The sequence below is a fragment of the Aciditerrimonas ferrireducens genome, from assembly GCF_023130475.1.
Classification (GTDB): Bacteria; Actinomycetota; Acidimicrobiia; order Acidimicrobiales; family UBA8190; genus Aciditerrimonas; species Aciditerrimonas ferrireducens.
In genome coordinates this window covers 27,858-50,628 of record NZ_JAKHEX010000002.1, presented here as the reverse complement: position 1 = coordinate 50,628, position 22,771 = coordinate 27,858, and the positions used below count along the sequence as shown (strand labels likewise).

Genomic DNA, 22,771 nt, shown 5'->3' with positions numbered 1-22,771 from the left:
GACACGCCGTCCCACCCCCGGCAGCGGGCCGAACGGACCCACCTCCAGCCTACAGGCCGAGGGCTTCGGTCACTGCGCCGAAGGTCGGCTCCACGGCATCGGGCACCTGGATCTGGCTGATGGCCAGGTCGGGGTCCTTCAGGCCGTGGCCGGTCAGCACGCAGACCACCGTTGCCCCGCGGGGCACCTCGCTGCGCAGCAACCCGGCGACGGCCGCTGCCGAGGCGGCCTCGCAGAAGACCGACTCCTCGACGGCCAGGAACCGGTAGGCGTCGAGGATCTCCTCGTCGGAGACCGCGGCGATCGCCCCGCCGGACTCGGCGGCCGCTGCCTCGGCGCCCCGCCAGGAGGCCGGGTTGCCGATGCGGATGGCCGTGGCGATGGTCTCGGGTCGCTCCACGACTCGACCCTCCACGATGGGGGCGGCCCCCTTCGCTTGGAACCCCAGCATCCGAGGCAGTCGGGTGGCCCGGCCGGCTTCCCGGTACTCCAGGTAACCCCGCCAGTAGGCCGTAATGTTCCCGGCGTTCCCCACCCACGATCTCGAAGGCCCCGGTCTTCTGCCCCTCGAGCCGGTCCGGGTTGACCGAGTTCACCACCGTGACCGGGGCCCGTTCGCCGAGCTCCCGGACGATCCGGAGGGCCTCGTCGAAGTTCCCTCGCACCTGGAGCACCCGGGCCCCGTGCACCAGCGCCTGGGCCAGCTTGCCGAGCGCGATGTGGCCCTCGGGGATGAGCACGGCCGCCCGGAGGCCGGCCCGGGCCGCGTAGGCGGCGGCCGACGCCGAGGTGTTGCCGGTCGAGGCGCAGACCACCGCCTTGGCCCCGGCCTCCAGGGCCTTCGTGATGGCCATGGTCATGCCCCGGTCCTTGAACGAACCCGTCGGGTTCATGCCCTCGAGCTTCAGCAGCACCCGGGCTCCGACCCGGGCCGAGAGCTTCGGGGCCTCCAGCAGCGGGGTTCCCCCCTCGAGGAGGGTCACCACCGGGGTCCGGGGCCCCACCGGCAGGAACGCCCGGTAGGCCTCGATGACTCCAGGCCAGCCCAGCCGACTCACTCGGACCCCCTCGCCCAGCCAACCCGAGCCCGCCGCCGGTCGCCGGCCCGTGGCGCGCCACCAACCGGCCCTTCGCGACGGGGGCCGCCGGCCCGGTTCGCCCCCCGGTCGGCCTCACCTGGCTCCTCAGCCTCCTCCACGCCGGCCACCCGGATGGCGGCCCCGATGTGCCGGACGGCGTCCAACCGAGCCAGCTCGGCCAAGGTGGCCTGGACGTCACCGTCCCGGGCGCTGTGGGTCAGGAAGATCAGCCGGGCCTCGTCCCCCTGGCCGTCTTGCTCCATGGACCGGATCGAGACGCCGTGGCGACCGAAGACCGAGGCCACCGCAGCCAGCACGCCCGGGCGGTCGGCGACCTCGAGGCTCAGGTAGAACGGGCAGCGCAGCTCGGCCAGCGGCTGGATCCGGGCCGGCCCGAGCACCGGGGCCGGGGCGGCCGTGCCGCTCAGCCGGTTCCAGGCCGCGTCGATGAGGTCGCCGAGCACCGCCGAGGCCGTGGGCGCGCCGCCCGCACCCCGACCGTAGAGCATGAGCTCCCCGCAGGCCTGGCCCTCGACGAACACGGCGTTGAAGGCACCCCGGACGGCCGCCAGGGGGTGTTCCTGGGGCACCAGGGCCGGGTGGACCCGCACCGAAACCGCCCCGCCGTCGACCATCTCGGCCACGGCCAGGAGCTTCACCTCGAACCCCAGGCGCCGGGCCGCCGCGACGTCGGCGGCCTGCAGGCCCTCGATGCCCTCTCGCGACACGTCCTGGTCCCGCACGGCGCAGCGAAAAGCCAGACCGGCCAGGATGGCCGCCTTCTGGGCCGCGTCGTGGCCGCCCACGTCGGCCGTCGGGTCCCGCTCGGCGTACCCCAGCCGCTGGGCCTCCGCCAGGGCCGCCTCGTAGGGCTCACCGGCCTCGGCCATCCGGGTCAGCACGAAGTTCGTCGTGCCGTTCACGATCCCCGCCACCCGTTGGACCCGCTCCCCGGCCAGGGACTCGCGCAGCGGACGGATGATCGGGATGGCCCCCGCCACGGCCGCCTCGTAGAGCAGGTCCACCCCGGCGGCCGCCGCCTTCTCGGCCAGGTCGGGCCCGCAGCTGGCCACCAGGGCCTTGTTCGCCGTCACCACCGCCTTGCCCCGGGTCAGGGCCTCCTCGACCAGCTCCCGGGCCGGGGAGAGGCCACCGATCAGCTCCACCACCACCTCGACCGTCGGGTCGGCCACCAGCTGGGCGGCGTCGCCGGTCAGCAGCGCTCGCGGCACCCCCGGCCGGTCCCTCGTGGGGTCGGCGACCGCGACCCCGACCAGCTCCAGGCCCACACCGGCCCGGTCGGCCAAGCCCTCGGGGTCCTCGAGCAGCAACCGGACCAGTGCCCCGCCCACCGTGCCACAGCCCAAGACGGCCACCCGCACGGTCCCCCGTCGTCGGCTCTCGACCACCGGCTCACGCTACCCCGGCGTCCCCGGGCCCCACGTCGAGGCGCAGCAGATCGTCCAGGGTCTCCCGCCGGACCACCACCCGGGCCCGGCCCTCGGCCACGAAGACGACCGCCGGACGGGGCACCTTGTTGTAGTTGGACGCCATGGCGTAGCCGTAGGCCCCCGTCACCGGAGTGGCCAGCACGTCGCCCACCGCCAGGTCCTCGGGCACCCGGGCGTCGGCCACCACCACGTCGCCACTCTCGCAGTGCTTCCCCACGACCCGCACCGCCCTCGGGCGGGCCGCCAGGGCGGCCCGGGGCAAGAAGGCCTCGTACCCCGAGCCGTAGAGCACCGGCCGGGGGTTGTCGCTCATCCCCCCGTCGACCGCCACGTAGGTCCGGATACCCGGCAGCTCCTTCACCGTCCCCACCCGGTAGAGAGTCATGCCGGCCCGGGCCACGATGGCCCGCCCCGGCTCGGCCGTCACCCGGACCTCCGGCCCGATCCCCGCCGCCTCGCAGGCCCCCCGCACCGCGGCTGCCCACTCCGCCATCGTCGGGGCCGGCTCGCCGGTGACGTAGGGCACCCCGAGGCCACCACCGACGCAGAGCTCACCCAGACCCAGGGGCCGGAAGAACTCGGCCAGGACGGCCACCGCCTCGGCGAAGGAGGCCACCTTGAACACCTGGCTGCCGATGTGGGCGTGCAGCCCGACCAGCTCCAGACCCGCCAGGGCCCGCACCCGGGCCACCGCCTCGGCCGCCGCCCCCGAGGCCAGGCCGAAGCCGAACTTCGAGTCGTCCTGGCCGGTCCGGACGAACTCGTGGGTGTGGGCCTCCACCCCCGGGGTCACCCGCACCAGTACGGGCTGAGGCACCCGGCGCTCGCCCACCCGGCCCGACCGCCCGAGCAGGGCCCCGAGCCGGTCGATCTCGTCGAAGGAGTCCACCACGATCCGGCCCACCCCCAGCTCGAGGGCCTGGGCCAGCTCCTCCTCGGACTTGTTGTTGCCGTGCAGCACCAGCCGCTCCGGGGGCACCCCGGCCGCCAGGGCCACGTGCAGCTCCCCCCCGGTCGAGACGTCCAGCCACAGCCCCTCCTCGACGGCCAGGGCGGCCATGGCCCGGCAGAGGAAGGCCTTGGTCGCATACGCCACCCCCTCCCCGAATGCCGCCCTGGCCTCCCGGCACCGCCGCCGCAGGTCCAGCTCGTCGTAGACGAACAGCGGGGTCCCGAAGCGCTCGGCCAGCTCGCAGACGTCCAGGCCACCGACCCGCAGCCGTCCGGCACCGTCCACCTCGGCGGTCTCCGGCAGCAGGACCCGGGGCACCGGCGCACTCGACGGCTCGGGCCCCTGGCCAGCGAGGAGAGCAGCGGGGTCGAGCACCGCCGCAGGTTACCGTCGGGTCCCCGCCGGGCCACTAGGATGCCAGGCTGGCAACCTTCGGGGTCCAGCCCGTCCCGGCGCCGAGCCCCGTCACGCCCCCGTAGCTCAGTGGATAGAGCACCGGCCTCCGGAGCCGGGTGCGCAGGTTCGAGTCCTGCCGGGGGCGCTCGCTCGTACACAAAGCAGAGGGCTGGTGGCCCGACTTCTGCTCACCAGCGCTCTGCGTCGCGTCGGTGCCACGACGATGATCTCTCGCCAGCCGAGGCGGTGTCCTCCGGGATGGTGGCTGAAACGAGAGCAGGGTGGTTGATGGACCGGTTGCGAGCTTCGATCTCCGCGCCTCCAGGGAGCGCCCGCCAGCATGTGGCGGCGTCTTTGGGAACGCCGACGTCGACGACGGGGGCTCGTCGAGTAGTGACGTGCCTCTCGCTTCGTGGCGATGCTGATCCCGCGGAGAGGATGCCGTCATGCCTGCAGCGAGGGAGGGCGATGCGGGAACCTGCGACGAGGCGGTCGGCTTGCGGCAGGGTCGCCGCCAGAGCCCCAGCGTTGCGTTGGCACTCGAGGTCCTTCAGCGGTCCGGAACGCTTTCTCGCACCAACCCGGACATGAATCGGGACTGGACGGCGCTTTTGCCTTTGGAAGGTCTCGAACGACGACCACATGCGACAACAGACGGATACCTGACGGAGCTCAGTGAGCCCGGCCGTGCCGACCTCGCCTCGGCTCGTATCCGACCCCGTCGTCTGCCGTCCGCTGAGTCCGAACGATGAAGTCCACAGCGGGACAGGAACTCGGCCCGACGGGGGCACACCGCAGCCTTTCCGTGCACCCGACGGTCCGGGGGTACGCCGGCTTGCCAATCGGTGGGCTTGCTGACGAGGCTGGAAGCACGCTGCCCCTTTCAGGCCGAGGACGTCGTTCCGTGACCGATCCCCGCACCACCCATTGGCGTCACCCGGTCCGCTACTTCGAGGCGGACCAGCAGGGCGTGGTCTTCAACATGTGGTACCTCGGCTACTTCGACGAGGCCATGACCCAGTTCCTCGCCGAGGGCGGCCTGGCCTACCCGGACCTCCTGGCCGCCGGCTACGACGTCCAGCTGGTCCACAGCGAGCTGGACTGGTCCGGCTCGCTGCGCTGGCCCGACGAGGCTGAGGTGGCGGTCCGGCTGCTCCGCCTCGGCCGGACCTCCTTCACCCTCGGGTTCGAGGTCCGGGCCCAGAGCGCCGGCGGCCAGCAGGTGGCCCGGGGCCAGACCGTCTACGTCGTCGTGGCCACCGACGGCTCCGGCAGCCGCCCCGTCCCCGCGGTGCTCCGCCGGGCCCTCGGACCACCGGAGGCCTGGCCGTGAGCCCCGGTGCCAGCGGTCCGACACCCCCGTCGGCACCCGAGCCCAGCGCAGCCAGCGAGAACCCCAGCGTCGAACGGGCCCTGGCCCTCGCCGCCGCCTTGGCCGAGCACGCCGCCCGTCGCCAGGGGCGCCGCGAGCGGGCCCGGGCCCGGCGCCTCGCCCGTCTGCTGACCGACCCCCAGGCCATGGCCACCGTCGGTGCGCTCACCGACGAGGTCCTCCGCATCCGCCACGCCTCCCGGGCGGCGGCCGTCTTGGCCGAGCTGGCCGAGGCGCCGGGGCGCGGCCTGGGCCCCCTCGACCGCCTGGCTCTCGTTGCCGGGGCCCGCCTCGGTCGCCTGGTTCCCGAGCTCGTCCTCCCCGTGGTCCGCCGGCGGGTCCTCTGGGAGCTCGGCGACGTCGTCCTGCCCGCCAGCCGCTGCCGCTTCGCCCGCCACGCCCGCCGCCGGCAGCGCCAGGGCATCCGCCTCAACGTCAACCTCCTCGGCGAGGAGGTCCTCGGGGACCACGAGGCGGCGGCACGGGTCGCCCGGCTCCGCCACCTCCTCGCCTGGCCCGCCGTCCAGCAGCTCTCGGTGAAGATTAGCGCCCTCGCCGCCCAGCTCGATCCCCTGCGCTTCGACCACGAGGTCGAGCGGCTGACCGAGCGGCTCCTCGACCTCGCCCGGGTGGCGGCCGCCGCCACGCCCCCTAAGGGTCTGGACCTCGACATGGAGGGCTTCCGAGACCTCGAGCTCACCCTGGCCGTCTTCCGCCGGGTCCTCGACCGCCCCGGCCTCGACGCCCTGCCTGCCGGCCTGGCCCTCCAGGCCTACCTCCCCGACTCGCTCCCCGCACTGGAGGAGCTCGCCCGCTTCGCCCACGAGCGCCGGCGTCGAGGGGCGGTGCCCCTCAAGGTCCGCCTGGTCAAGGGGGCCAACCTGCCCATGGAGCGGGTCGAGGCCGAGCTGGCCTGCTGGCCCCCGGCCCCCTTCGACCACAAGGCCGATACCGACGCCCACTACAAGCGCCTCCTCGAGGCGGCCCTCGACCCGGCCAACGCCGGCGCCCTCCGGGTCGGCGTGGCCAGCCACAACGTCTTCGACCTGGCCTGGGCGGTGGTCCGGGCCGAAGACCTCGGTGCCCTCGACCGTCTCCAGCTCGAGATGCTCGAGGGCATGGCTCCGGCCCTGGCCCGCGTCTGTGCCGAGCGCTTCGGCGACCTGCTGCTCTACGCCCCCCTCGTCGACCGCCACGACCTCGAGTCCGCCGTCGCCTACCTCGTCCGCCGCCTCGCTGGCCCGCCAGTTCTCCCTCCGGGTCGGCTCCCCCGCGTGGCGCGAGGAGGCCGACCGCTTCCGGCGAGCCGTCTCCGACGCCGCCCGACCAGCCCCGCCCACCCGCCGCACCCAGGACCGCCGGGCCGAGGAGACCGCCCCCCTGCGGAGCCCGCCCTCCCCCCGGTTCCGCAACGAGCCCGACACCGACTTCACCCGGCCGGTGAACCGCACCTGGGTCCAGGGCCACCTCGCGGCCCGCCGCGCCGAACGCGATGCTCGCGACGCGCCCATCGTCGAGGGGCAGGAGCGGCACGAGGGCACCGTCCTCGTCGAGGGCCTCGACCCCAGCGCACCCACCGGCGGCCCCCCCTCCCGCTGGGCCGCCGCCCAGGAGGAGGTGGTCCTCGCCGCCATCCGGGCCGCCAGGGACGGGCAGGCGGCCTGGGCAGCCACCGACCCCCACGAGCGGGCCCGCATCCTCCGCCAGGCGGCAGCGGCCCTCGCCCGCGCCCGGGGACGCCTGGTGGCCACCATGGCCGTCGAGACCGGCAAGACCGTCCGGGAAGGCGACACCGAGGTCTCCGAAGCCGTCGACTACGCCAATTACTACGCCACGCAGGTCCCCCCGGCGGACCTCGAGCCCCTCGGCACGGTGCTCGTCGCCGCCCCCTGGAACTTCCCCCTCGCCATCCCGGCCGGCGGGGTCCTCGGGGCCCTCGCTGCCGGCAACACCGTCATCCTCAAACCCGCCCCCGAGGCGGTCGCCGTGGCTGCCGAACTGGTCCGGGTGCTCCTCGACGCCGGTGTGCCCCCCTCGGCCCTCCAGTTCGTCCCCTGCCTCGACGGCGAAGCCAGCCAGCTCCTCGTGACCCACCCGGACGTCGACGCCGTCGTCCTGACTGGCAGCTGGGACACCGCCCGCCTTTTCCTCGACTGGCGTCCCCGCCTCGACCTCCACGCCGAGACCTCCGGCAAGAACGCCCTCGTCGTCACGGCCACCGCGGACCTCGACGACGCCATCCGTGACCTGGTCCGCTCGGCCTTCGGCCACGCCGGCCAGAAGTGCTCGGCGGCCAGCCTGGCCATCGTCGAGGCGCCCCTCCTCGAGGACCGCCGCTTCCTCCGCCGCCTGGCCGACGCCGTCCGCAGCCTCCGGGTCGGGCCCGCCTGGGACCTCGCTACCCAGATGGGTCCCCTCATCCGCCCGCCAGCCGATCCTCTCCGGCACGCCCTCGAGCACCTCGAGGACGGCGAGCGCTGGCTGGTGGCGCCTCGCCGTCTCGACGAGTCGGGCCACCTCTGGTCCCCAGGGGTCAAGCTCGGCGTCCAGCCCGGCTCGCCCTTCCACCTCACCGAGTGCTTCGGGCCCGTCCTCGGGATCATGCGGGCCGCGGACCTCGACGAAGCCATCCGCCTCCAGAACCAGCCCCCCTACGGCCTCACCGCCGGCCTTCACGCCCTCGACCCGGCCGAGATCGCCTTCTGGCGCGACCGGGTCCAGGCCGGCAACCTCTACGTCAACCGGCACATCACCGGGGCCGTCGTCGGCCGCCAGCCCTTCGGCGGCTGGAAACGCTCCGTGGTCGGCCCGGGGGCCAAGACCGGCGGGCCCAGCTACGTGCCAAGCCTCACCCGGCCCCGACCCCTCCCACCCGACACCGACCCGGCGGCCTACGCCGCTGCCTGCCGAGCCGCCTGGGGTCGGCTCCGACAACCCGTCGAGCTCGCTGGGCTGGCCGCCGAGTCCAACGTCCTGCGCCGCCTCCCCCTCGACCGGGCCGTCCTCGTCCCCGGCGACGGGGTCGATGCCGCCACCGTGGCCCTGGCCGAGGCCGCGGCCGGGGCCCTCGGGGTGCACCTCCAGGTCCTCGACCAGGCGGCGGCGCTCGGGCGGGTCGAGCTGGGCGGCAAGTGCCGGGTCCTCGGCGAGGTCCCCGGCGCCGCCCTCCTCGCCCTCCTCGACGCCGGTGCCTGGCTCGACACCCGGCCCCTGGCCGCCGATCCCGCCGTCGAGGTCCAGCGTTGGGTCCGCGAGCAGGCCGTCTCCGAGACCCTCCACCGCCACGGCGACCCAAGCCCGCGGCGACCCGGGCTGCGTGCCCAGGCTCCAGCCCCGGTCGGCCAGTAGTCAGGAGGGTCCGGCGCCCGTTGTGGAGTTTGTGTGACATGTTGTGATTTGCAGCCGCCCGTCGGGACCGGCCCCCCGACCCCCGCCGGGACCGCCCACGCTGGCGAATCCCGCGTTCTCGTCCCCAAACGCGGCGGTTAGGCCTCCTCGCCGGCCGCGGCAGCGACCTGGGGAACGCCGGCCAGCCACGCTCGGGTCCGGGCGTAGGCCAGGTCGGCCAGCCGTCCGCCTTGGCGGAAGTCGAACGGCGAGGGCGCCTCCGGGGCGGGCGAGGGCACCAGGTGGAGCCGACCCCCTCGGGCCTCGAGGTCCCGGGCAGCCGCCGCCACCTGCTCCCGCTGCAGCTGAGCGGTGGTCAAGCTGACGCTGTTCATGGCCATGGCGATCGCGCCACGGGGTGGTCGGCGCCGGGGAGCGGTCTGGGTGGTCAGCACGTAGACCTCCCGGGCACCCAGGGCCAGGGCCTCGAGCACGGGCGTCCCCGCCGCCAGGCTGCCGTCGACCAGCCAGCGGTCCCCGATCCGAACGGGCGGGAAGATGCCCGGGATGGCCGAGCTGGCCAGCAGCGCGCTGGCCAGGTCCCCCTCGGTCAGCACCACGGGGTCGCCCCGCAGGGCGTCGGTGGCGACGGCAGCGAAGCGCACCGGGGTGTCCTCGACGCGACGAACCGTCAGGTGCTCCTCGATCCAGGCCCGCAGCCGCCCGGTGCCGACCAGGTGGTCGCCGAGCCCGAGGAAGCCCCCGAGCGCCAGGCCGAGCCGGAAGCGGAAGAGGTCCCGGCGGCGCAGCCGACGCCAGCCGTCCTCAAGGGCCCAGCAGCCCTCGAGCCCCGGCCGGCTGGCGAAGAACGCGCCGTTGATGGCCCCGACCGAGGTGCCCACCACGAGGTCCGGCCGGATCCCGGCCTCGACCAGGGCCCGCAGGGCCCCGGCCTGGAGGGCGCCGAGGTTGCCACCGCCGCTGAGCACGAACGCCACGCTCATGGCACCGCCCGAGAGCAGGTCGGAGAGGGAGCCACGGCGCGATGATGGCACCAGGGGGCGTCGACCAGGGAGGGGGTCCAGATGGACGGGTTGATGCAGCAGGTCCCGCTGACCGTCGGCGGCATCCTGCGCCGAGCCGAGCAGCTCTTCGGGGACAAGGAGATCGCCACCGCCGGTCCCGGCGGGATCCAGCGCACCACCTACCGGGCCTGGGCCGAGCGGACCCGGCGGCTGGGCGGGGCCCTGGACGACCTCGGGATCTCGGCCGACGGCCGGGTGGCGACCTTCGCCTGGAACACCGCGCAGCACCTCGAGCTCTACTTCGCGGCGCCGGCCAGTGGGCGGGTCCTGCACACCTTGAACATCCGGCTCTTCGCCGACCAGCTCGTCTACATCGCCAACCACGCCGAGGACGAGGTGGTCTTCGTGGACCGCAGCCTCCTGCCCGTCCTCTGGCCCCTCGTCGACCGCCTGACCAGCGTGCGCCACGTGGTGGTCATGGACGACGGCAGCCCGGCCGAGATCCCCGTGGACCCCCGGGTCCTCGACTACGAGGCCCTCGTGGCCCAGGCCTCGCCGAGCCCCCTCGACCAGGTCAGCGACGAGAACCGGGCGGCGTCCATGTGCTACACCTCGGGCACCACCGGCAACCCCAAGGGGGTCGTCTACTCCCACCGCTCCACGGTCCTCCACAGCCTGGTGGCCCTCACGGTCGACGGGCTGGGCATCGGCGAGGCCGACCGGGTCCTGCCGGTCGTCCCCATGTTCCACGCCAACGCCTGGGGGCTCTGCCACGCCGCCGTCCTCGCCGGGGCCTCTCTGGTCTTCCCCGGGGCCGACCTCAGCCCCGCCGCCATCGCCGACCTGCTGGTCGGCGAGCGGGTCACGGTGGCCGCCGCCGTCCCGACCATCTGGATGGGAGTCCGGCCCCTGCTCGCCGGCCGGGACACCTCGGCTCTCCGCAGCATCCTCTGCGGCGGCTCGGCGGTCCCGAAAGCCCTGGCCGAGGCGTACCGCACCGAGCTCGGGGTGCCGATCCTCCAGGCCTGGGGCATGACCGAGACCAGCCCCCTCGCCACCATCGCCCGGGTCCGCTCCGACCTCCGCCACCTCCCCGAGGACGCCCAGGCCGACATCCGGGCCACCCAGGGCCTGCCGGTGGTGGGCATGGAACTGCGCATCGTCGACCCGGACACCGGGGAGACCCTCCCCTGGGACGGCAAGGCCTGCGGGGAGATCCAGGTCCGTTCCCCCTGGGTGGCCGCTGCCTACTACAACGACCCTCGCAGCGCGGAGAGCTTCACCGCGGATGGCTGGCTGCGCACCGGCGACGTCGCCACCGTCTCGCCCGAGGGCTACGTCCACCTGGTGGACCGGACCAAGGACCTCATCAAGTCCGGCGGCGAGTGGATCAGCTCGGTCGACCTGGAGAACGAGATCATGGCCCACCCGAAGGTCGCCGAGGCGGCGGTCATCGCCGTGCCCAGCGAACGCTGGATGGAACGGCCCCTGGCCTGCGTCGTGGTCAAACCCGGCGAGCAGCTCGACCCCGAGGAGCTTCGCCGCTGGCTGGCCGACCGGGTCCCGAAGTGGTGGCTGCCGGACCGGGTCGAGCTCATCGACGAGGTGCCCAAGACCTCGGTCGGCAAGTTCTCGAAGCGCCAGCTCCGGGAACGCTTCGCCGACCTCCGCCTCCCCTGAGGCCTTCAGGCACCGCGGCGGCGCCCGCCGGACCGGGCGAAGCCCAGCGCCCAGGCAGTCCTCAGGTGCCGGTTCGCCGCAGGCCGGTCAACGCCGAGGCGAGCCGGCGCCACTGGTCGTCGGGCACCCCCCGCCGCTCGGTCGGCAAGGGCTGGACCCCGACGTGGTCGGCCCCGGCGTCCAGATGGGCCTGGACCCGCCGCACGATGGCCTCCTCGTCCCCCCAGGCCACGAGGGCGTCGACCAGCCGGTCGCTGCCCCCGCCCCGGAGGTCCTCCTCGGGGAACCCCAGGCGGCGGAGGTTCCGGACGTAGTTCGGTTGGGAGAGGTAGAGGGCGGTGTAGGCCCGGCCCACCTCCCGGGCCCGGCTGGGGTCCTGCTCGAGCAGGACGGCCTGTTCGGGGCAGAGCAGCCGGTCCGCTCCGAGGGTGGCACGGGCCGAGGCGGTGTGCTCGGGGGTCACGAAGTAGGGGTGGGCCCCGTCGGCCGCCTCGGCCGCCAGGGCCAGCATCTTCGGACCGAGGGCCGCCAGGACCCGCCACGGGGCGGCCGCGGGCCGCTGCGCGGTGTAGGGGCTGGCGTCGACCGCTTCCAGGTAGCGCCGCATGGCCGTCAGGGGCTGCTCGTAGCGGTGGCCCCGGAGGTCCTCGACCAGGTTCTTGTGGCTGACCCCGAGGCCGATCACCACCCGGTCCGGGAAGGCCTCGGTCAGGCCCTTCATGGCCCCGGCCATGGTCACGGCGTCCCGAGCCCAGATGTTGGCGATGCCCGTCGCGCCGATCAGCCGCCGAGTGGCCGAGAGGAGCAGGGCCAGGTGCACGAAGACGTCCCGGCCCGCCACCTCGGGCAGCCACACGGCCCGGTAGCCCAGCTCCTCGAGCTCGGCCGCCAGCTCCTGGGCCCGGGCGGCCGGCACCATGTCGAGCTGGCCCGTCCAGATGCCGACCGGCGCCAGGGCCACCCGAAGGGCCGCCCGCCGCTCGTCCCGGCCCGGTTCCTGCAGCGCGCCCGTGGCCGCCCGGGCGTCCTCAGGCATCCTCGCCTCGACCCTCCTGCGCCTCGGGCGCTCCGCTCCCGCCCGGCTCGACTGCTCCGCTCTCGCCGGTTCCCGGACCGGCCCGCCCGGCGATGCCGCCCAGGGCGTCCTGCAAGAACCGGTGGATGCGGCCCAGCTCGGCCATGGCCGCCTCCCGGCGCTCCTGCAGCGCCGCCAAGGCGGCCTGCTGCTCGGCCCGGGCGGCGTCCAGCTCCTCCAGGACCCGGCGTCGGTGCTGCTCGGTCTCGGCCGCCACCTTGTCGGCCCGCCGCCGGGCCTCGACCTCGGCCTGCTCCAGGATCTGCCGGGCTTCCTCCCGGGCCCGCTCGGCCGCGCCCTCGGCCTCCCGCCGCAGCGCCTCGGCCGCCTCCCAGGCCTCCTCGAGGATCCGGCTCACTCGCTCCCCGAGGGCCGCGATCGAGGGGGGCGGGGCCGGGTCCCGCAGCCGCTCGGCCTCGCTGGCCTGCAGCCGGGCCTCCAGCTCCTCGACCCGTCGCCGCTCGGCTGCCAGCTGCTCCAGGGCGTTGCGCAGCTGCCGTTCGGCGGCGTCGGCCTGGCCCTGGAGGAAGGCGAGCTGCCGCTCCCGGTCCTCCACGTAGGCCTGCACCTCGTCGGGGTCGAAACCCCGGCGCACCACGCTGAAGGCCGGCAGCTCCACCTCGCCGGCCTCCGGGGACCACGCCCCGGCAGGATCCGGGCTCGCCGAACCGGTCGGACGGGTCGGGGCCAGACGGTACGCCTGGGTCCGAGGCTCGGTGCCCTCCGACGGCCGGGGCGTCTCGCCGGGCTGGCCCACACCAGCCGGGCGCCCGGCCACGGCGGCACCCGACGAAGAGGCCAGCACGGTCACCCCTTCGCTGGCGCGCTCCTCGCCCGACACCCAGCTCGGCGGGGCCACCTCCGTGTCCCCCTGTCCGGTCTGGCCGAGTCCGGCGGCCTCGCTGCCGCCACCCAGGTCGTCACCTGGCCCCTCGGCCGGTCGACGCCGACCGCTGCGGCCCTCGGTCGGGACGTTCGGTTCGACCACCCTGGCCAGGACGGCGTCGTCCTCCTCGAGGTCGTAGGGCGGAGGTCGCCGCCAGTCGACCCCGGCCGAACCGTTGCCCCACTGCGAGCCTCGTGCCATGGTTGCTCCTCGCCCTCGTCCTGGGTCCCTGGGCCCACGCCCGGTCGAGCCACCCTCCCCTCGGCACGTCTCGGCCGACCATCGAACCTCGCCGGTGCGCCCGGCCCGCGCCAGTCCCCTCGGACCCTACCAGGGCACTTCCCCGCATCGGTGGACGCTCGCCACCCACGCCAGCGCTGGCCCCCAGGCCTCCTCGAGCTCGCGCCAGCCCTCGGCCAGACCTTGGACGAGGACGAGGCCCGGGTCGACCGTCGGCAGGACCACGACCCGGCACCCGCTGGCCTGGGTCAACGGGCCCGGCGCCGGGCTCCTGGCCAGCACCGTCGCCAGCGCAGTGCCCACCACCCGAGCACCGCCCAGGCCCGCGGGACCGCCGAGCGCCGGGTCGTCGGCCGCGAACCGCAGTTCGTGGCGCACCACCGGCCACCCGGCCCGATCCACGGCCAGCCGAGACCGGCCACGCCCCCCCGATTCGCCGCTCCGGCCCAGGATGGTCGCCTCCCGCCACCACAAGCCGGCCCCCTCGGCCAGCTCCAGGGAGCTCGCCGCGTCGTGCGTCGCCCCGTCGGCGACCACGGTGGGCTCGACCAGCCAGCTCAGCCACGCTCCCTCTTCCACGGTGGCCCGGACCTCGAGGCGCGACGGCGCCCCCCTCGGTCCCCGCCGGGCGACACTGGCCGCCGCCGACCGGACGACCAGCCTGGCGCCCGCCTCCACGGCGAGCCGCAGCGTCACCTCGTCACCGCCGAGCGGGGTGGCCGCCGGGGAGACGAGGTGGAGGCCCGCCGGGGTGGGTCGCAAGGCCAGCAACGGACCTTGCCGCAGCACCCGGTAGCGCGGCCGACCATCCGGCCCGGGGGCCACCACGACCTCGGCACCCCTCGGGCCGGCCACCAGGGTCACCGTCGATCTCGCCAGGCCGCCAGCTGCGCCCGAAGCCAACCAGCGACCGGTTCGGCTCCCTCGGGGCCGACCAGGCTTGTGAAGACCGTCGGCAGCTCGCCCCGCTGGGCCCGCGCATCGCGGGCCATGACGTCGAGGTCCGCCCCCACCAAGGGGGCCAGGTCGGTCTTGTTCACCACCAAGAGGTCGGCTCGGGTCACCCCCGGTCCACCCTTGCGGGGGACTTTGTCGCCCCCGGCCACGTCGACGACGAAGATCTGCCGGTCCACCAGGGCCTGGCTGAAGATGGCTGTGAGGTTGTCCCCACCGCTCTCCACGAGCGCCACGTCAGCCCCCGGGAATCGGCGTTCCAGTCCCTCCAGGGCGTCCTGGTTGGCCGCGATGTCGTCGCGGATCGCCGTGTGCGGGCAGCAGCCGGTCTGCACCGCAACGATCCGCTCCACCGGCAGGACGCCTCGACGGCGCAGGAAGTCGGCGTCCTCGGTGGTGTAGACGTCGTTCGTCACCACCACGAGCTCCAGCTCCTCGCCGAGCAGCCGGCACAAGGACGCGACGAGGGCCGTCTTGCCGCTGCCAACCGGTCCCCCGATGCCCACCCGCAGGGTCTGCCGCCCGTCCCGTGGACCCACATCCCTCGGGCCGGTGCGATCGTCGAGCGTCCTCGTCACGCAGCGTTCCTCCTCCCGTCGCCACCGTCACGAAGCGAAGAGCCGGTCGGGCCGGGCGGCTTGGCACTCCAAGAGATGGTCCAGCATCGCCCCGGCTGTCGCCGGCAGCTCGGCGAGGCTCGCCGGCCAGTCCTCCAGCACCGTCGCCGACCGAGCCGCCGCTTCCGATGCCAGGGCCTCCATGTGGTCTGCTCGGCCGGCCAGTAGGCCGGTGGCAGCCACGGGGTCCAGGCCGAGGAGCCGAACAGCCCCCTGGACGACCGCGCTGGCCACCCCCAGCACGGCGAGTAGGGCAGCCTCGTCGGCTCCCCCGCCCACGGCGGCCACGACGGCACCGAGGGCCAGCACCTGCTGCGGTCCTGCGGGCCCGTCGGCGGCCGCTCGACGGGCCGCAGCCTCGGCCGACGGACCGAGCGCGGCCGCTGCCCGCAAGAGGTGCCGCCCGAGCAGCCGAGCGGTGTGCCGGGCCCATGGTGACGCGGTCCTGGCGTCGATCTCGGCGTCGAGCCGCAACCAGCGATCGATCGGCGCCTCCGCCCGTTCCAGCTGCCATGCCGCCGCAGCGGCGTGGGCTGCCAGCACCCCGCTGGTGGCCAGCACGCCGTCCACGTAGGCAGCCGTCGTCGCCAGGTCGACGACCAGCCCCTGGCGCACGGCCTCTTCCAGGCCGAGGGCGTGGGCGTAGGTCCCGGCGGGGAACCGGCCGTCAGCCAGGACGAGCACCGAGACGAGCCGGCCCATCAGAAGAGGAAGTAGCGCTGAGCCATGGGCAAGCTGGTCACCGGGGGCACCTCGATCTCCTCGCCATCCACCCGGACGCTGAATCGTTCCGGGTCCACTTCGATTCGGGGACAGGCGTCGTTCAGCGGCAGGTCGGCCTTCGACCGCCGGCGCACGTCGGCCAAGGGAGCGAGCGGCCGGGATCCGAGACCCAATTCGGCCAGCCGTTCGGCCAGGCCGCCCTCCAGGGCCAAGGGCGCCACGAAGCTCAGGCTCCGCTCGGCGGCCACCGTCGGCGCCGCGCCCCACATGGGCCGAGGGAAGACCGGCTGGGGCGTCGGGATCGACGCATTGGCGTCGCCCATGGCCGCCCAGGCCACCATGCCGCCCTTCAGGACCACCTCGGGCCGCACCCCGAAGAAGCCCGGGCGCCACAGCACCAGGTCGGCCAGCTTCCCTGGCTCCACCGAACCCAGCACGTGGTCGATGCCGTGGGCCACCGCCGGGCAGATGGTGACCTTGGCCACGTAGCGCCGGGCCCGCAGGTTGTCCGCTGGTCCGTCCCCCGGCAGAGCGCCGCGGTGCCGCCTCATGACGTGGGCGGTCTGCCAGGTCCGCAGCACGATCTCCCCGACCCGGCCCATGGCCTGGGAGTCCGAACCGACCATGGCGATGGCCCCGAGGTCGTGCAGGACGTCCTCTGCAGCGATCGTGCTCGGGCGGATCCGCGACTCGGCGAACGCCAGGTCCTCGGGAACCCCAGGGTTCAGGTGGTGGCAGACCATCAGCATGTCCAGGTGCTCGTCCACCGTGTTGACCGTGTAGGGCCGCGTCGGGTTGGTCGAGGAAGGCAGGACGTTCCGTTCGCCGGCTACCACGATGATGTCCGGCGCGTGCCCCCCGCCGGCTCCCTCGGTGTGGTAGGCGTGGATCGTCCGACCCCCGATGGTCGCCAGGGTGTCCTGCACGTAACCGGCCTCGTTCAGGGTGTCGCTGTGCAGGGCGACCTGGACACCGGTGGCGTCGGCGACCCGGAGGCAGGCGTCGAGGGCGGCGGGCGTGGCCCCCCAGTCCTCGTGGACCTTGAAGCCACCGGCTCCCGCCCGGACCTGCTCCAACAAGGCCTCCTCAGACACCGAGCTCCCCTTGCCCAGGAGCACGAGGTTCAGCGGCAGGCCGGCGGTGGCCAGAAGCATGCGCTCGAGGTGCCAGGCCCCGGGGGTGACCGTCGTGGCCTTCGTACCCTCTGCCGGTCCGGTGCCCCCACCGATCCAGGTGGTCACGCCCGAGGCCAGCGCCTCCTCGGCCTGCTGGGGACAGATGAGGTGCACGTGGCAGTCGACCGCGCCGGCCGTCAGGATCAGGCCGTTGCCGGCGAGGATCGTGGACGCCGTCCATGATGTCGGGGTTCCCGGCCTTGCCCAGGGCCACGATCCGACCGTCCCGGACGCCGACGTCGGCCTTGACCACGCCCCAGTAATCCAACACCACCACTCCTGTGATCACCAGGTCCGGGGTGCCCTCGGCTCGGGTGGCACGGGCCAGCCCCATGGACTCCCGGAGGACCTTGCCTCCGCCGAAGACCGCTTCGTCCCCGCGCCCGCAGCGATCCTCGGTCACCTCGATCCACAGATCGGTGTCGGCCAAGCGGATCCGGTCCCCGACCGTCGGTCCGTACAGGGCGGCGTAGCGGGCCCGGTCGATCTCAGTCACGCTGCCCCTCCCGTGCCTGGCCCGGATCGTCGGCGACGTCCAGTGGTTCGCCGTCTCGCAGACCGGGGAGATCCCGGCGCAGACCCAGGACGGTTCGTCGGCCCCGGAGGGGTACGAGGGCCACTTCCCGTTCGATGCCTGGTTCGAAGCGCACTGACGTCCCGGCCGGGATGGCCAGACGACGGCCGAGGGCTCGGGACCGGTCGAAGCGCAGGGCAGGATTCGCCTGGGCGAAGTGGTAGTGCGATCGGGTCGCTCGCCAGCCACAACTCGCCAGGCACCAGCCGGTCAGGCTCGGATGGCGGCACTGGGGAACCGCCGGTCACGGTGCCGGCCGATGGACGGTCACGAGCTTCGTCCCGTCGGGGAACGTCGCCTCGACCTGCACCGGGTCCAGCAGCTCGGCGACGCCCTCCATGAGCTCCTCCCGGCGCACGGCGTGCCGGGCGCTCTCCATGAGCTCGGCCACGCTTCGACCCTCCCTGGCCCCTTCGAGCACGAACGCGCTGATGATGGCCACGGCTTCGGGATAGTTCAGCTTCAAGCCCCGCTCCCGCCGGTCGCGGGCCACCATGGCCGCCACCGAGACCAGGAGCCGCTCCTGTTCGTGCGGAGTCAACCGCATGACCGCATGCTAGGCGCCGCGTTCCCGAGGGGCCCGTTGAACGTCGAAACGGGACCCGCTGGCAACACAATGTTCACACACGGGAAAACCGCCGGAAACAGGGGTCGTGGACACTGTCTACGACCCGCTGGGAATCGGCGGGGCGCACCTAGGGTTCCGCCACCTCGACGGTGGGTCTGGTCCGAGAGGTGCAGGCGTCGTCGCGGCCAGCGGCGCTCGCTCCACGGCGGGACAAAAGCCCGGGAGAGCGAAGGAAACGTCCAGCCGGCGGTCCCAGCCGCCCTCGCTCTCGGAGGTGCACCGTGACCCACCGCGACCCAGACCCCCGGACCCTCCTCCACGACCGTTACGGGCCCGAAGCGGCCTACGCCGTCGCCCGGGAAGCCGAGCTCCCCACCGCCCGCTGGGAGGCCGAGGTCCGACGGGGTCTCGAGCTCGGCCTCCCGGGCGCCGACTCCATCGTGGACCGCCGGATCCCCACGTTCTCCCGCGGGGAACTGCCGCACTTCGCCGGCATCAACACCTTCCTCAAGGCCCCCTTCCTCGAGGACGTCCGTCGCTGCGGCGAGTACGACGTCGCCGTCCTCGGGGCACCCTTCGACGGGGGAACGACCTACCGTCCCGGCACCCGCTTCGGCCCGCAGGGCATCCGCCGCATCTCCGCCCTCTACGGCCCCTACAGCTTCGAGCTCGGCGTCGACCTCCGGGAGTCCATCACCATCGCCGACCTCGGCGACGTGTTCACCATCCCGGCAAACATCGAGAAGACCTTCGACCAGATCAGCAAGGCCGTGGCCCACGTCTTCGCCTCGGGCGCCTTCCCCGTCGTGCTCGGCGGCGACCACTCCATCGGCTACCCGACCGTCCGTGGCGTGGCCCAGCACCTCTCGGGGAACCTCGGGATCATCCACTTCGACCGGCACGTCGACACCCAGGAGACCGACCTCGACGAGCGGATGCACACCACACCCTGGTTCCACGCCACCGACATCCCCAACGTGCCACCCAAGAACCTCGTCCAGATCGGCATCGGGGGCTGGCAGGCACCCCGGCCGGGGGTGAAGGTCGGTCGGGAGCGCGGCACCACCATCATGACGGTCACCGACTGCGTCGAGATGGGGATCGAGCAGGCGGCCGAGCGGGCCCTGGAGGTGGCCTGGGACGGGGCCAAGGCAGTCTGGCTCAGCTTCGACGTCGACTGCCTCGACGCCGCCTTCGTGCCCGGCACCGGCTGGCCCGAACCAGGCGGCTTCCTGCCCCGGGAGGTCCTCAAGTTCATCCAGCTCGTCGCCGAGCGCCCACTGGCCGGCATCGAGGTGGTCGAGTGCTCCCCGCCCTACGACAACGCCGAGATCACCTCGCTCATCGCCACCCGGGTCATCTGCGACACCCTCGGCTGCCTAGTCCGCGCCGGCCACCTCCCCCGACGGCGGACCACCGACGCGGGGGCAGGAGCGGCCCGATGAGCACCGTGGCCCTGCTCGACAGGATCCCCTCGCTCGGCCTCCTCGACCCCGCCGGTCGCTGGGTGGACCGTCGACTCGTCTACCAGGACCCCGACTTCCTCGCCCTCGAACGTCGGACCCTCTGGCCCAGCCACTGGCTGGCCGCCCTGCCCCTCGAGGACCTGGCCCGACCCGGGGCCGTCGTCCCCCTCGACCTCGCCGGTGTCCCCCTGCTGGCAGTCCGGGACGCCGAGTCCGTCCGGCTCCTCTCGAACGTCTGCCGCCACCGGGCCATGCGTCTCTGTGCCACTGCGGGCCAGCACCAGGCGCTCACCTGTCCCTACCACGGTTGGCGCTACGCCCTCGACGGCCAGCTCCTCGTGGTCCCACAGCGGGCACGCGAGCTCCCCGACCTCGATCCCACCCGGCTCCGCCTCGCCGAGGTGCCGAGCACGGAACTTGCCGGCCTGCTCCTCGGGCGCCTCGAGTCCCCCGGTGACGCCGCCCCCAGGTCGTTCCCTTCCGACTCGGACGACCCCGTCGCTCTCGTCGCCAAGGAGCTCGCCGATCACGACCCCCCCACCTTGCCGGTGGTGCTCCGCCGCACCCTGGTCGCGGCGTGCAACTGGAAGCTCCTCGTCGAGAACCACCTCGACGGCTACCACCTCTGGTACCTCCATCAGCGGTCCCTCGGTGCCTACGACCACCGGCGCTTCACCAGCCGGCTCCGACCGGATGGCATCTGGACCAGCTTCGAACCGCTTCGCCCGGCTGCACCGCCCCCAAGCGGCCTGGTGCCCGTTCCGAACCTCGGCCGAGTCGGCATGGGAGCCCACCTGCTCTTCCCCGGCCTCCTGATCGTCACCACCCCCTGGTGGCTGGCCACCGCCTGGCTCGAACCCCTGGCCCCGGACCGGACCCGCCTGCACCTCGTCGTCCGCGGCACCGAAGGCTCTGACCCCGAGGCCCTGTTTGACGACGTCCTCGGGTTCGTCCGGGAGGACATCGACGCCTGCGAAGCGGTCCAGGCCGCGCTCGGCAGCGGCGTGCCCGAGGGACCCCTGGCTCGAACCCTCGAGGCGGACCTCGTCGGGTTCCGACGCGTGGTCGCGGAGATCTGCGGTGCGCCAGCCTGAACCCGGCTCCGCTCCGCCAGCCCCCGCAAGCATTCGGGAAGGGCCGGTTCCCGACTGGCTCTCGGGCGCCTGGTGGCGAACCCGCCTGGTCATCGCCGGACGGGTCGTCCGCCACGCCGGGACGGCGCTGTGGCTCCAGGACGGGACGAGCTTCCTCGACCTCCGCGGGCCGGGACCGACCGGCCTCGACGGACCTCGCATCTTCGCCGGCCGCACCAGCTGGGCCCCGCCCCATCTCCGCTGGCACCATCTCCTGGACTCCCTGCCGGCCGACGATCCCGACGTGGGTCGGATCGCCCGCCGGGACGACCAGGTCCTCGTCGAGAGCGGCATCTTCCCCGGCCCCGAGGGCACCCTCGCCTACCGGGAACGCTGGGAACGCCTGCTCGGCCCGAACGAGCTCAGCATCCGGCTCGACGACCAGGGCGTCCTGGTCCGAGCGGCCCGCCCGCTCCCCCTCGAGCTCCGGGTCCTCGTCCCCGCGGCGGCCCGGCCCCGAGCTCGGGACCCCGCGGAGCACCACCCGCTGCGGACCAGCCCCGTCGAGCTCAGCGAACGCCCAGCGAAGGCCGGACCACCCCACCCGCCCGCGACAAGGAGCAACCCATGAGCCTCACCCTCCGCCCCACTTCCCCGCCGAGCGCTGACGACGCCAGCGTGGGCCTCCAGCGAGACAGCGCGGTTCCCAACCACGTCGTCGCCCAGGGGATCATCGCCAACGGCCCCTTGCTCTGCATGGGTGCCGTCATGACCTCCGCCGCCATCTACGCCCGGGGTGCCATGCCCCTGGCCTACCTCCTCGGGGCCGTCCTGGTCTGGCTCTGGGTCAACACCCCCCTGCAGTACTCCAGGAAGCTCGTCAGCTCCGGTGGCATGTTCTACTTCGTCACCAAGAGCACCTCTCCCTTGGTCGGCTTCGTGACCGGCCTGTCCTACGCCATCTACTACTCGGCCTTCGCCGCCGCCGGGGCCGTCTACTTCTCGGTCATGGTCCAGTCCCTCCTCCAGCAGTTCGGGGCCTCGACCGGACCAGGCTGGGTGTGGGTGGTCTTGCCGGTCGCCGTCCTGGCCGTGCCGATCGGGCTCGTCTACCGGGGAATCCGACCCTCCCTCCGCTACGGCCTCGTCACGGGCCTCATCGAGCTGGTCCTCATGGTCGGCACTGCCCTCGCCATCGTCTTCCTGGCGGGCCACGCCAACACCGGCCGGGTCTTCGAACCCTCCCTGGCCCACAACGGCTTCGCCGGTGTCGGCATCGGCATGCTCCTCGCCGACTTCTCCATGTCCGGCTCCACCGCCACCGTCTACCTCGGGCACGAGGCCAAGCTGCCCCACCGTTCCATCCGCCGAGGCCTGGTCCTCTCCACCTCCGCGGTCGTGGTCGTCTTCATGCTGGTCTCCTACGCCATGACCGTCGGCTGGGGGCCCACGAAGATGGCGGCCTTCGCCAACTCGAACATCCCTGGCCTCCTCGTCATCCACCACTTCCTCGGTTCGGCCGTCGAGATCCTGGTCGCCATCTTCATGGCAAACTCCATCATGAGCGCCATCGTGGCCTCGACCTTGGTGGTCAGTCGAGTGTCCTACGCCATGGGCGAGGCGGGTCTCCTGCCCGGCGCCCTGGCCAAGGTGAACCCCCGAAGCGGCAGCCCGAAGGTCGCCGTGGTCACCACCTTCGCCGCGGCGGCGCTCGGCACACTCCTGACGGGGGCCATCGGGGGCATCGACACCGCCTTCACGGTCCTCATCCTGATCGGGACCATGGGCGAGTTCGTCGGCCACATCCTCGGCAATGCCGCCCTCCCAGCCTTCGCACGCCGACGCCGGATCACCAAACCGGTCGTCCACGTCATCCTGCCGCTGGCCTCGCTCGTGACCACCCTGCTCGGCATCTACTACACCTTCTACCCGGTCTCGTTCCCCACGGCCTGGGGACCGGTCGTCCTCCTTGGCGGCTTGGCCCTCGGGGCGGTCTACTACGTGACCCGACGGCGACCCACCACGAGCGCCGATCGGGCCGCGCAGCGGGCGCGCATCGACGCCACGGGCTTCGACGCCGACCACCTGCCCGAAGGGGAGCAGACCGAGCCGGCCGTCGCCCCCGCGGCGAGCTGAGA

General features: G+C 73.7%; 16 protein-coding genes, 1 tRNA gene, 4 pseudogenes and 1 riboswitch. Of the genes and pseudogenes, 9 read left to right on the top strand and 12 right to left on the bottom strand.

Going from position 1 to position 22,771, the window contains the following annotated elements; genetic code table 11:
- Positions 1 to 49: 49 nt before the first annotated feature.
- The 3 genes and pseudogenes from thrC to lysA all read right to left on the bottom strand — a co-directional run bounded on the left by thrC (position 50) and on the right by lysA (position 3,857).
- Positions 50 to 1,076 (bottom strand): annotated as a pseudogene (gene thrC / locus Acit_RS02265) (threonine synthase).
- Entirely contained in the window at positions 1,055 to 2,488 is a 1,434-nt protein-coding gene (locus Acit_RS02260; protein WP_248105356.1) for a homoserine dehydrogenase, read from the bottom strand. Before Acit_RS02260 ends, thrC begins: the two are co-directional and overlap by 22 nt.
- A 4-nt stretch (positions 2,489 to 2,492) precedes the next feature.
- Positions 2,493 to 3,857, bottom strand: a complete 1,365-nt coding sequence (lysA, locus tag Acit_RS02255) for a diaminopimelate decarboxylase (RefSeq protein WP_248105355.1) — start codon at positions 3,855 to 3,857, stop codon at positions 2,493 to 2,495.
- A 94-nt stretch (positions 3,858 to 3,951) separates the two neighbouring features.
- Here lysA and Acit_RS02250 point away from each other — a divergent pair.
- The 4 genes and pseudogenes from Acit_RS02250 to Acit_RS02235 all read left to right on the top strand — a co-directional run bounded on the left by Acit_RS02250 (position 3,952) and on the right by Acit_RS02235 (position 8,598).
- Positions 3,952 to 4,023: transfer RNA gene (locus Acit_RS02250), tRNA-Arg, on the top strand.
- A gap of 759 nt (positions 4,024 to 4,782) precedes the next feature.
- Positions 4,783 to 5,211 (top strand): acyl-CoA thioesterase, encoded by a 429-nt coding sequence (locus Acit_RS02245; RefSeq protein ID WP_248105354.1) that lies wholly within the window; start codon positions 4,783 to 4,785, stop codon positions 5,209 to 5,211.
- A gap of 185 nt (positions 5,212 to 5,396) precedes the next feature.
- Positions 5,397 to 6,425: pseudogene (locus Acit_RS13835) on the top strand (proline dehydrogenase family protein); the annotation flags it as partial.
- 265 nt (positions 6,426 to 6,690) lie between these two features.
- Positions 6,691 to 8,598: an aldehyde dehydrogenase family protein gene (locus Acit_RS02235; RefSeq protein ID WP_248105352.1), complete on the top strand. Its 1,908-nt coding sequence runs from the start codon at positions 6,691 to 6,693 to the stop codon at positions 8,596 to 8,598.
- A gap of 137 nt (positions 8,599 to 8,735) precedes the next feature.
- Here Acit_RS02235 and Acit_RS02230 read toward each other — a convergent pair whose 3' ends face one another.
- Positions 8,736 to 9,581, bottom strand: a complete 846-nt coding sequence (locus Acit_RS02230; RefSeq protein WP_248105351.1) for a patatin-like phospholipase family protein — start codon at positions 9,579 to 9,581, stop codon at positions 8,736 to 8,738.
- 81 nt (positions 9,582 to 9,662) lie between these two features.
- Between Acit_RS02230 and Acit_RS02225 the strand changes: the two genes are divergently transcribed.
- A complete protein-coding gene (locus Acit_RS02225; RefSeq protein WP_248105350.1) occupies positions 9,663 to 11,282 on the top strand; it encodes a long-chain fatty acid--CoA ligase in 1,620 nt (539 codons plus the stop codon).
- 61 nt (positions 11,283 to 11,343) lie between these two features.
- On the opposite strand, the gene Acit_RS02220 is transcribed toward Acit_RS02225, so the two are convergent.
- From Acit_RS02220 to Acit_RS02185, 8 genes and pseudogenes are all read right to left on the bottom strand, one after another.
- Positions 11,344 to 12,318 (bottom strand): TIGR03620 family F420-dependent LLM class oxidoreductase, encoded by a 975-nt coding sequence (locus tag Acit_RS02220; RefSeq protein WP_248105349.1) that lies wholly within the window; start codon positions 12,316 to 12,318, stop codon positions 11,344 to 11,346.
- Complete coding sequence (locus tag Acit_RS02215) at positions 12,311 to 13,444, bottom strand: hypothetical protein (protein WP_248105348.1); 1,134 nt, start codon at positions 13,442 to 13,444, stop codon at positions 12,311 to 12,313. Before Acit_RS02215 ends, Acit_RS02220 begins: the two co-directional genes overlap by 8 nt.
- A gap of 126 nt (positions 13,445 to 13,570) precedes the next feature.
- The gene (locus Acit_RS02210) at positions 13,571 to 14,338 is read right to left on the bottom strand and encodes an urease accessory protein UreD (protein WP_248105347.1); all 768 of its coding nucleotides are present in this window, start codon (positions 14,336 to 14,338) and stop codon (positions 13,571 to 13,573) included.
- 5 nt (positions 14,339 to 14,343) lie between these two features.
- The gene (ureG, locus tag Acit_RS02205) at positions 14,344 to 15,015 is read right to left on the bottom strand and encodes an urease accessory protein UreG (RefSeq protein ID WP_248105346.1); all 672 of its coding nucleotides are present in this window, start codon (positions 15,013 to 15,015) and stop codon (positions 14,344 to 14,346) included.
- 27 nt (positions 15,016 to 15,042) lie between these two features.
- On the bottom strand, positions 15,043 to 15,756 hold the full coding sequence (locus Acit_RS02200; RefSeq protein WP_248105345.1) for an urease accessory protein UreF: 714 nt from the start codon (positions 15,754 to 15,756) through the stop codon (positions 15,043 to 15,045).
- A pseudogene (locus Acit_RS02195) lies at positions 15,756 to 17,448 on the bottom strand (urease subunit alpha). The gene Acit_RS02200 and the pseudogene Acit_RS02195 overlap by 1 nt, the downstream one beginning before the upstream one ends.
- Positions 17,441 to 17,695 (bottom strand): annotated as a pseudogene (locus Acit_RS02190) (urease subunit beta); the annotation flags it as partial. The pseudogenes Acit_RS02195 and Acit_RS02190, both read right to left, overlap by 8 nt.
- A 75-nt stretch (positions 17,696 to 17,770) precedes the next feature.
- Positions 17,771 to 18,073 (bottom strand): urease subunit gamma, encoded by a 303-nt coding sequence (locus Acit_RS02185; protein ID WP_248105344.1) that lies wholly within the window; start codon positions 18,071 to 18,073, stop codon positions 17,771 to 17,773.
- Between the two features lie 137 nt (positions 18,074 to 18,210).
- Positions 18,211 to 18,321, top strand: a riboswitch (guanidine-I (ykkC/yxkD leader).
- 54 nt (positions 18,322 to 18,375) lie between these two features.
- Between Acit_RS02185 and Acit_RS02180 the strand changes: the two genes are divergently transcribed.
- Genes Acit_RS02180 through Acit_RS02165 form a run of 4 tightly spaced genes read left to right on the top strand, consistent with a single transcriptional unit; the run spans position 18,376 to position 22,769 of the window.
- Positions 18,376 to 19,539, top strand: a complete 1,164-nt coding sequence (locus Acit_RS02180; protein ID WP_248105343.1) for an agmatinase family protein — start codon at positions 18,376 to 18,378, stop codon at positions 19,537 to 19,539.
- Positions 19,536 to 20,654 carry an aromatic ring-hydroxylating oxygenase subunit alpha gene (locus tag Acit_RS02175; RefSeq protein WP_248105342.1) on the top strand — a complete coding sequence of 373 codons (1,119 nt, stop codon included), beginning with the start codon at positions 19,536 to 19,538 and terminating at the stop codon, positions 20,652 to 20,654. Before Acit_RS02180 ends, Acit_RS02175 begins: the two co-directional genes overlap by 4 nt.
- On the top strand, positions 20,641 to 21,264 hold the full coding sequence (locus Acit_RS02170) for a hypothetical protein (protein WP_248105341.1): 624 nt from the start codon (positions 20,641 to 20,643) through the stop codon (positions 21,262 to 21,264). Before Acit_RS02175 ends, Acit_RS02170 begins: the two co-directional genes overlap by 14 nt.
- Positions 21,261 to 22,769: an APC family permease gene (locus Acit_RS02165; RefSeq protein ID WP_248105340.1), complete on the top strand. Its 1,509-nt coding sequence runs from the start codon at positions 21,261 to 21,263 to the stop codon at positions 22,767 to 22,769. Before Acit_RS02170 ends, Acit_RS02165 begins: the two co-directional genes overlap by 4 nt.
- The last annotated feature ends 2 nt before the right edge of the window (positions 22,770 to 22,771 follow it).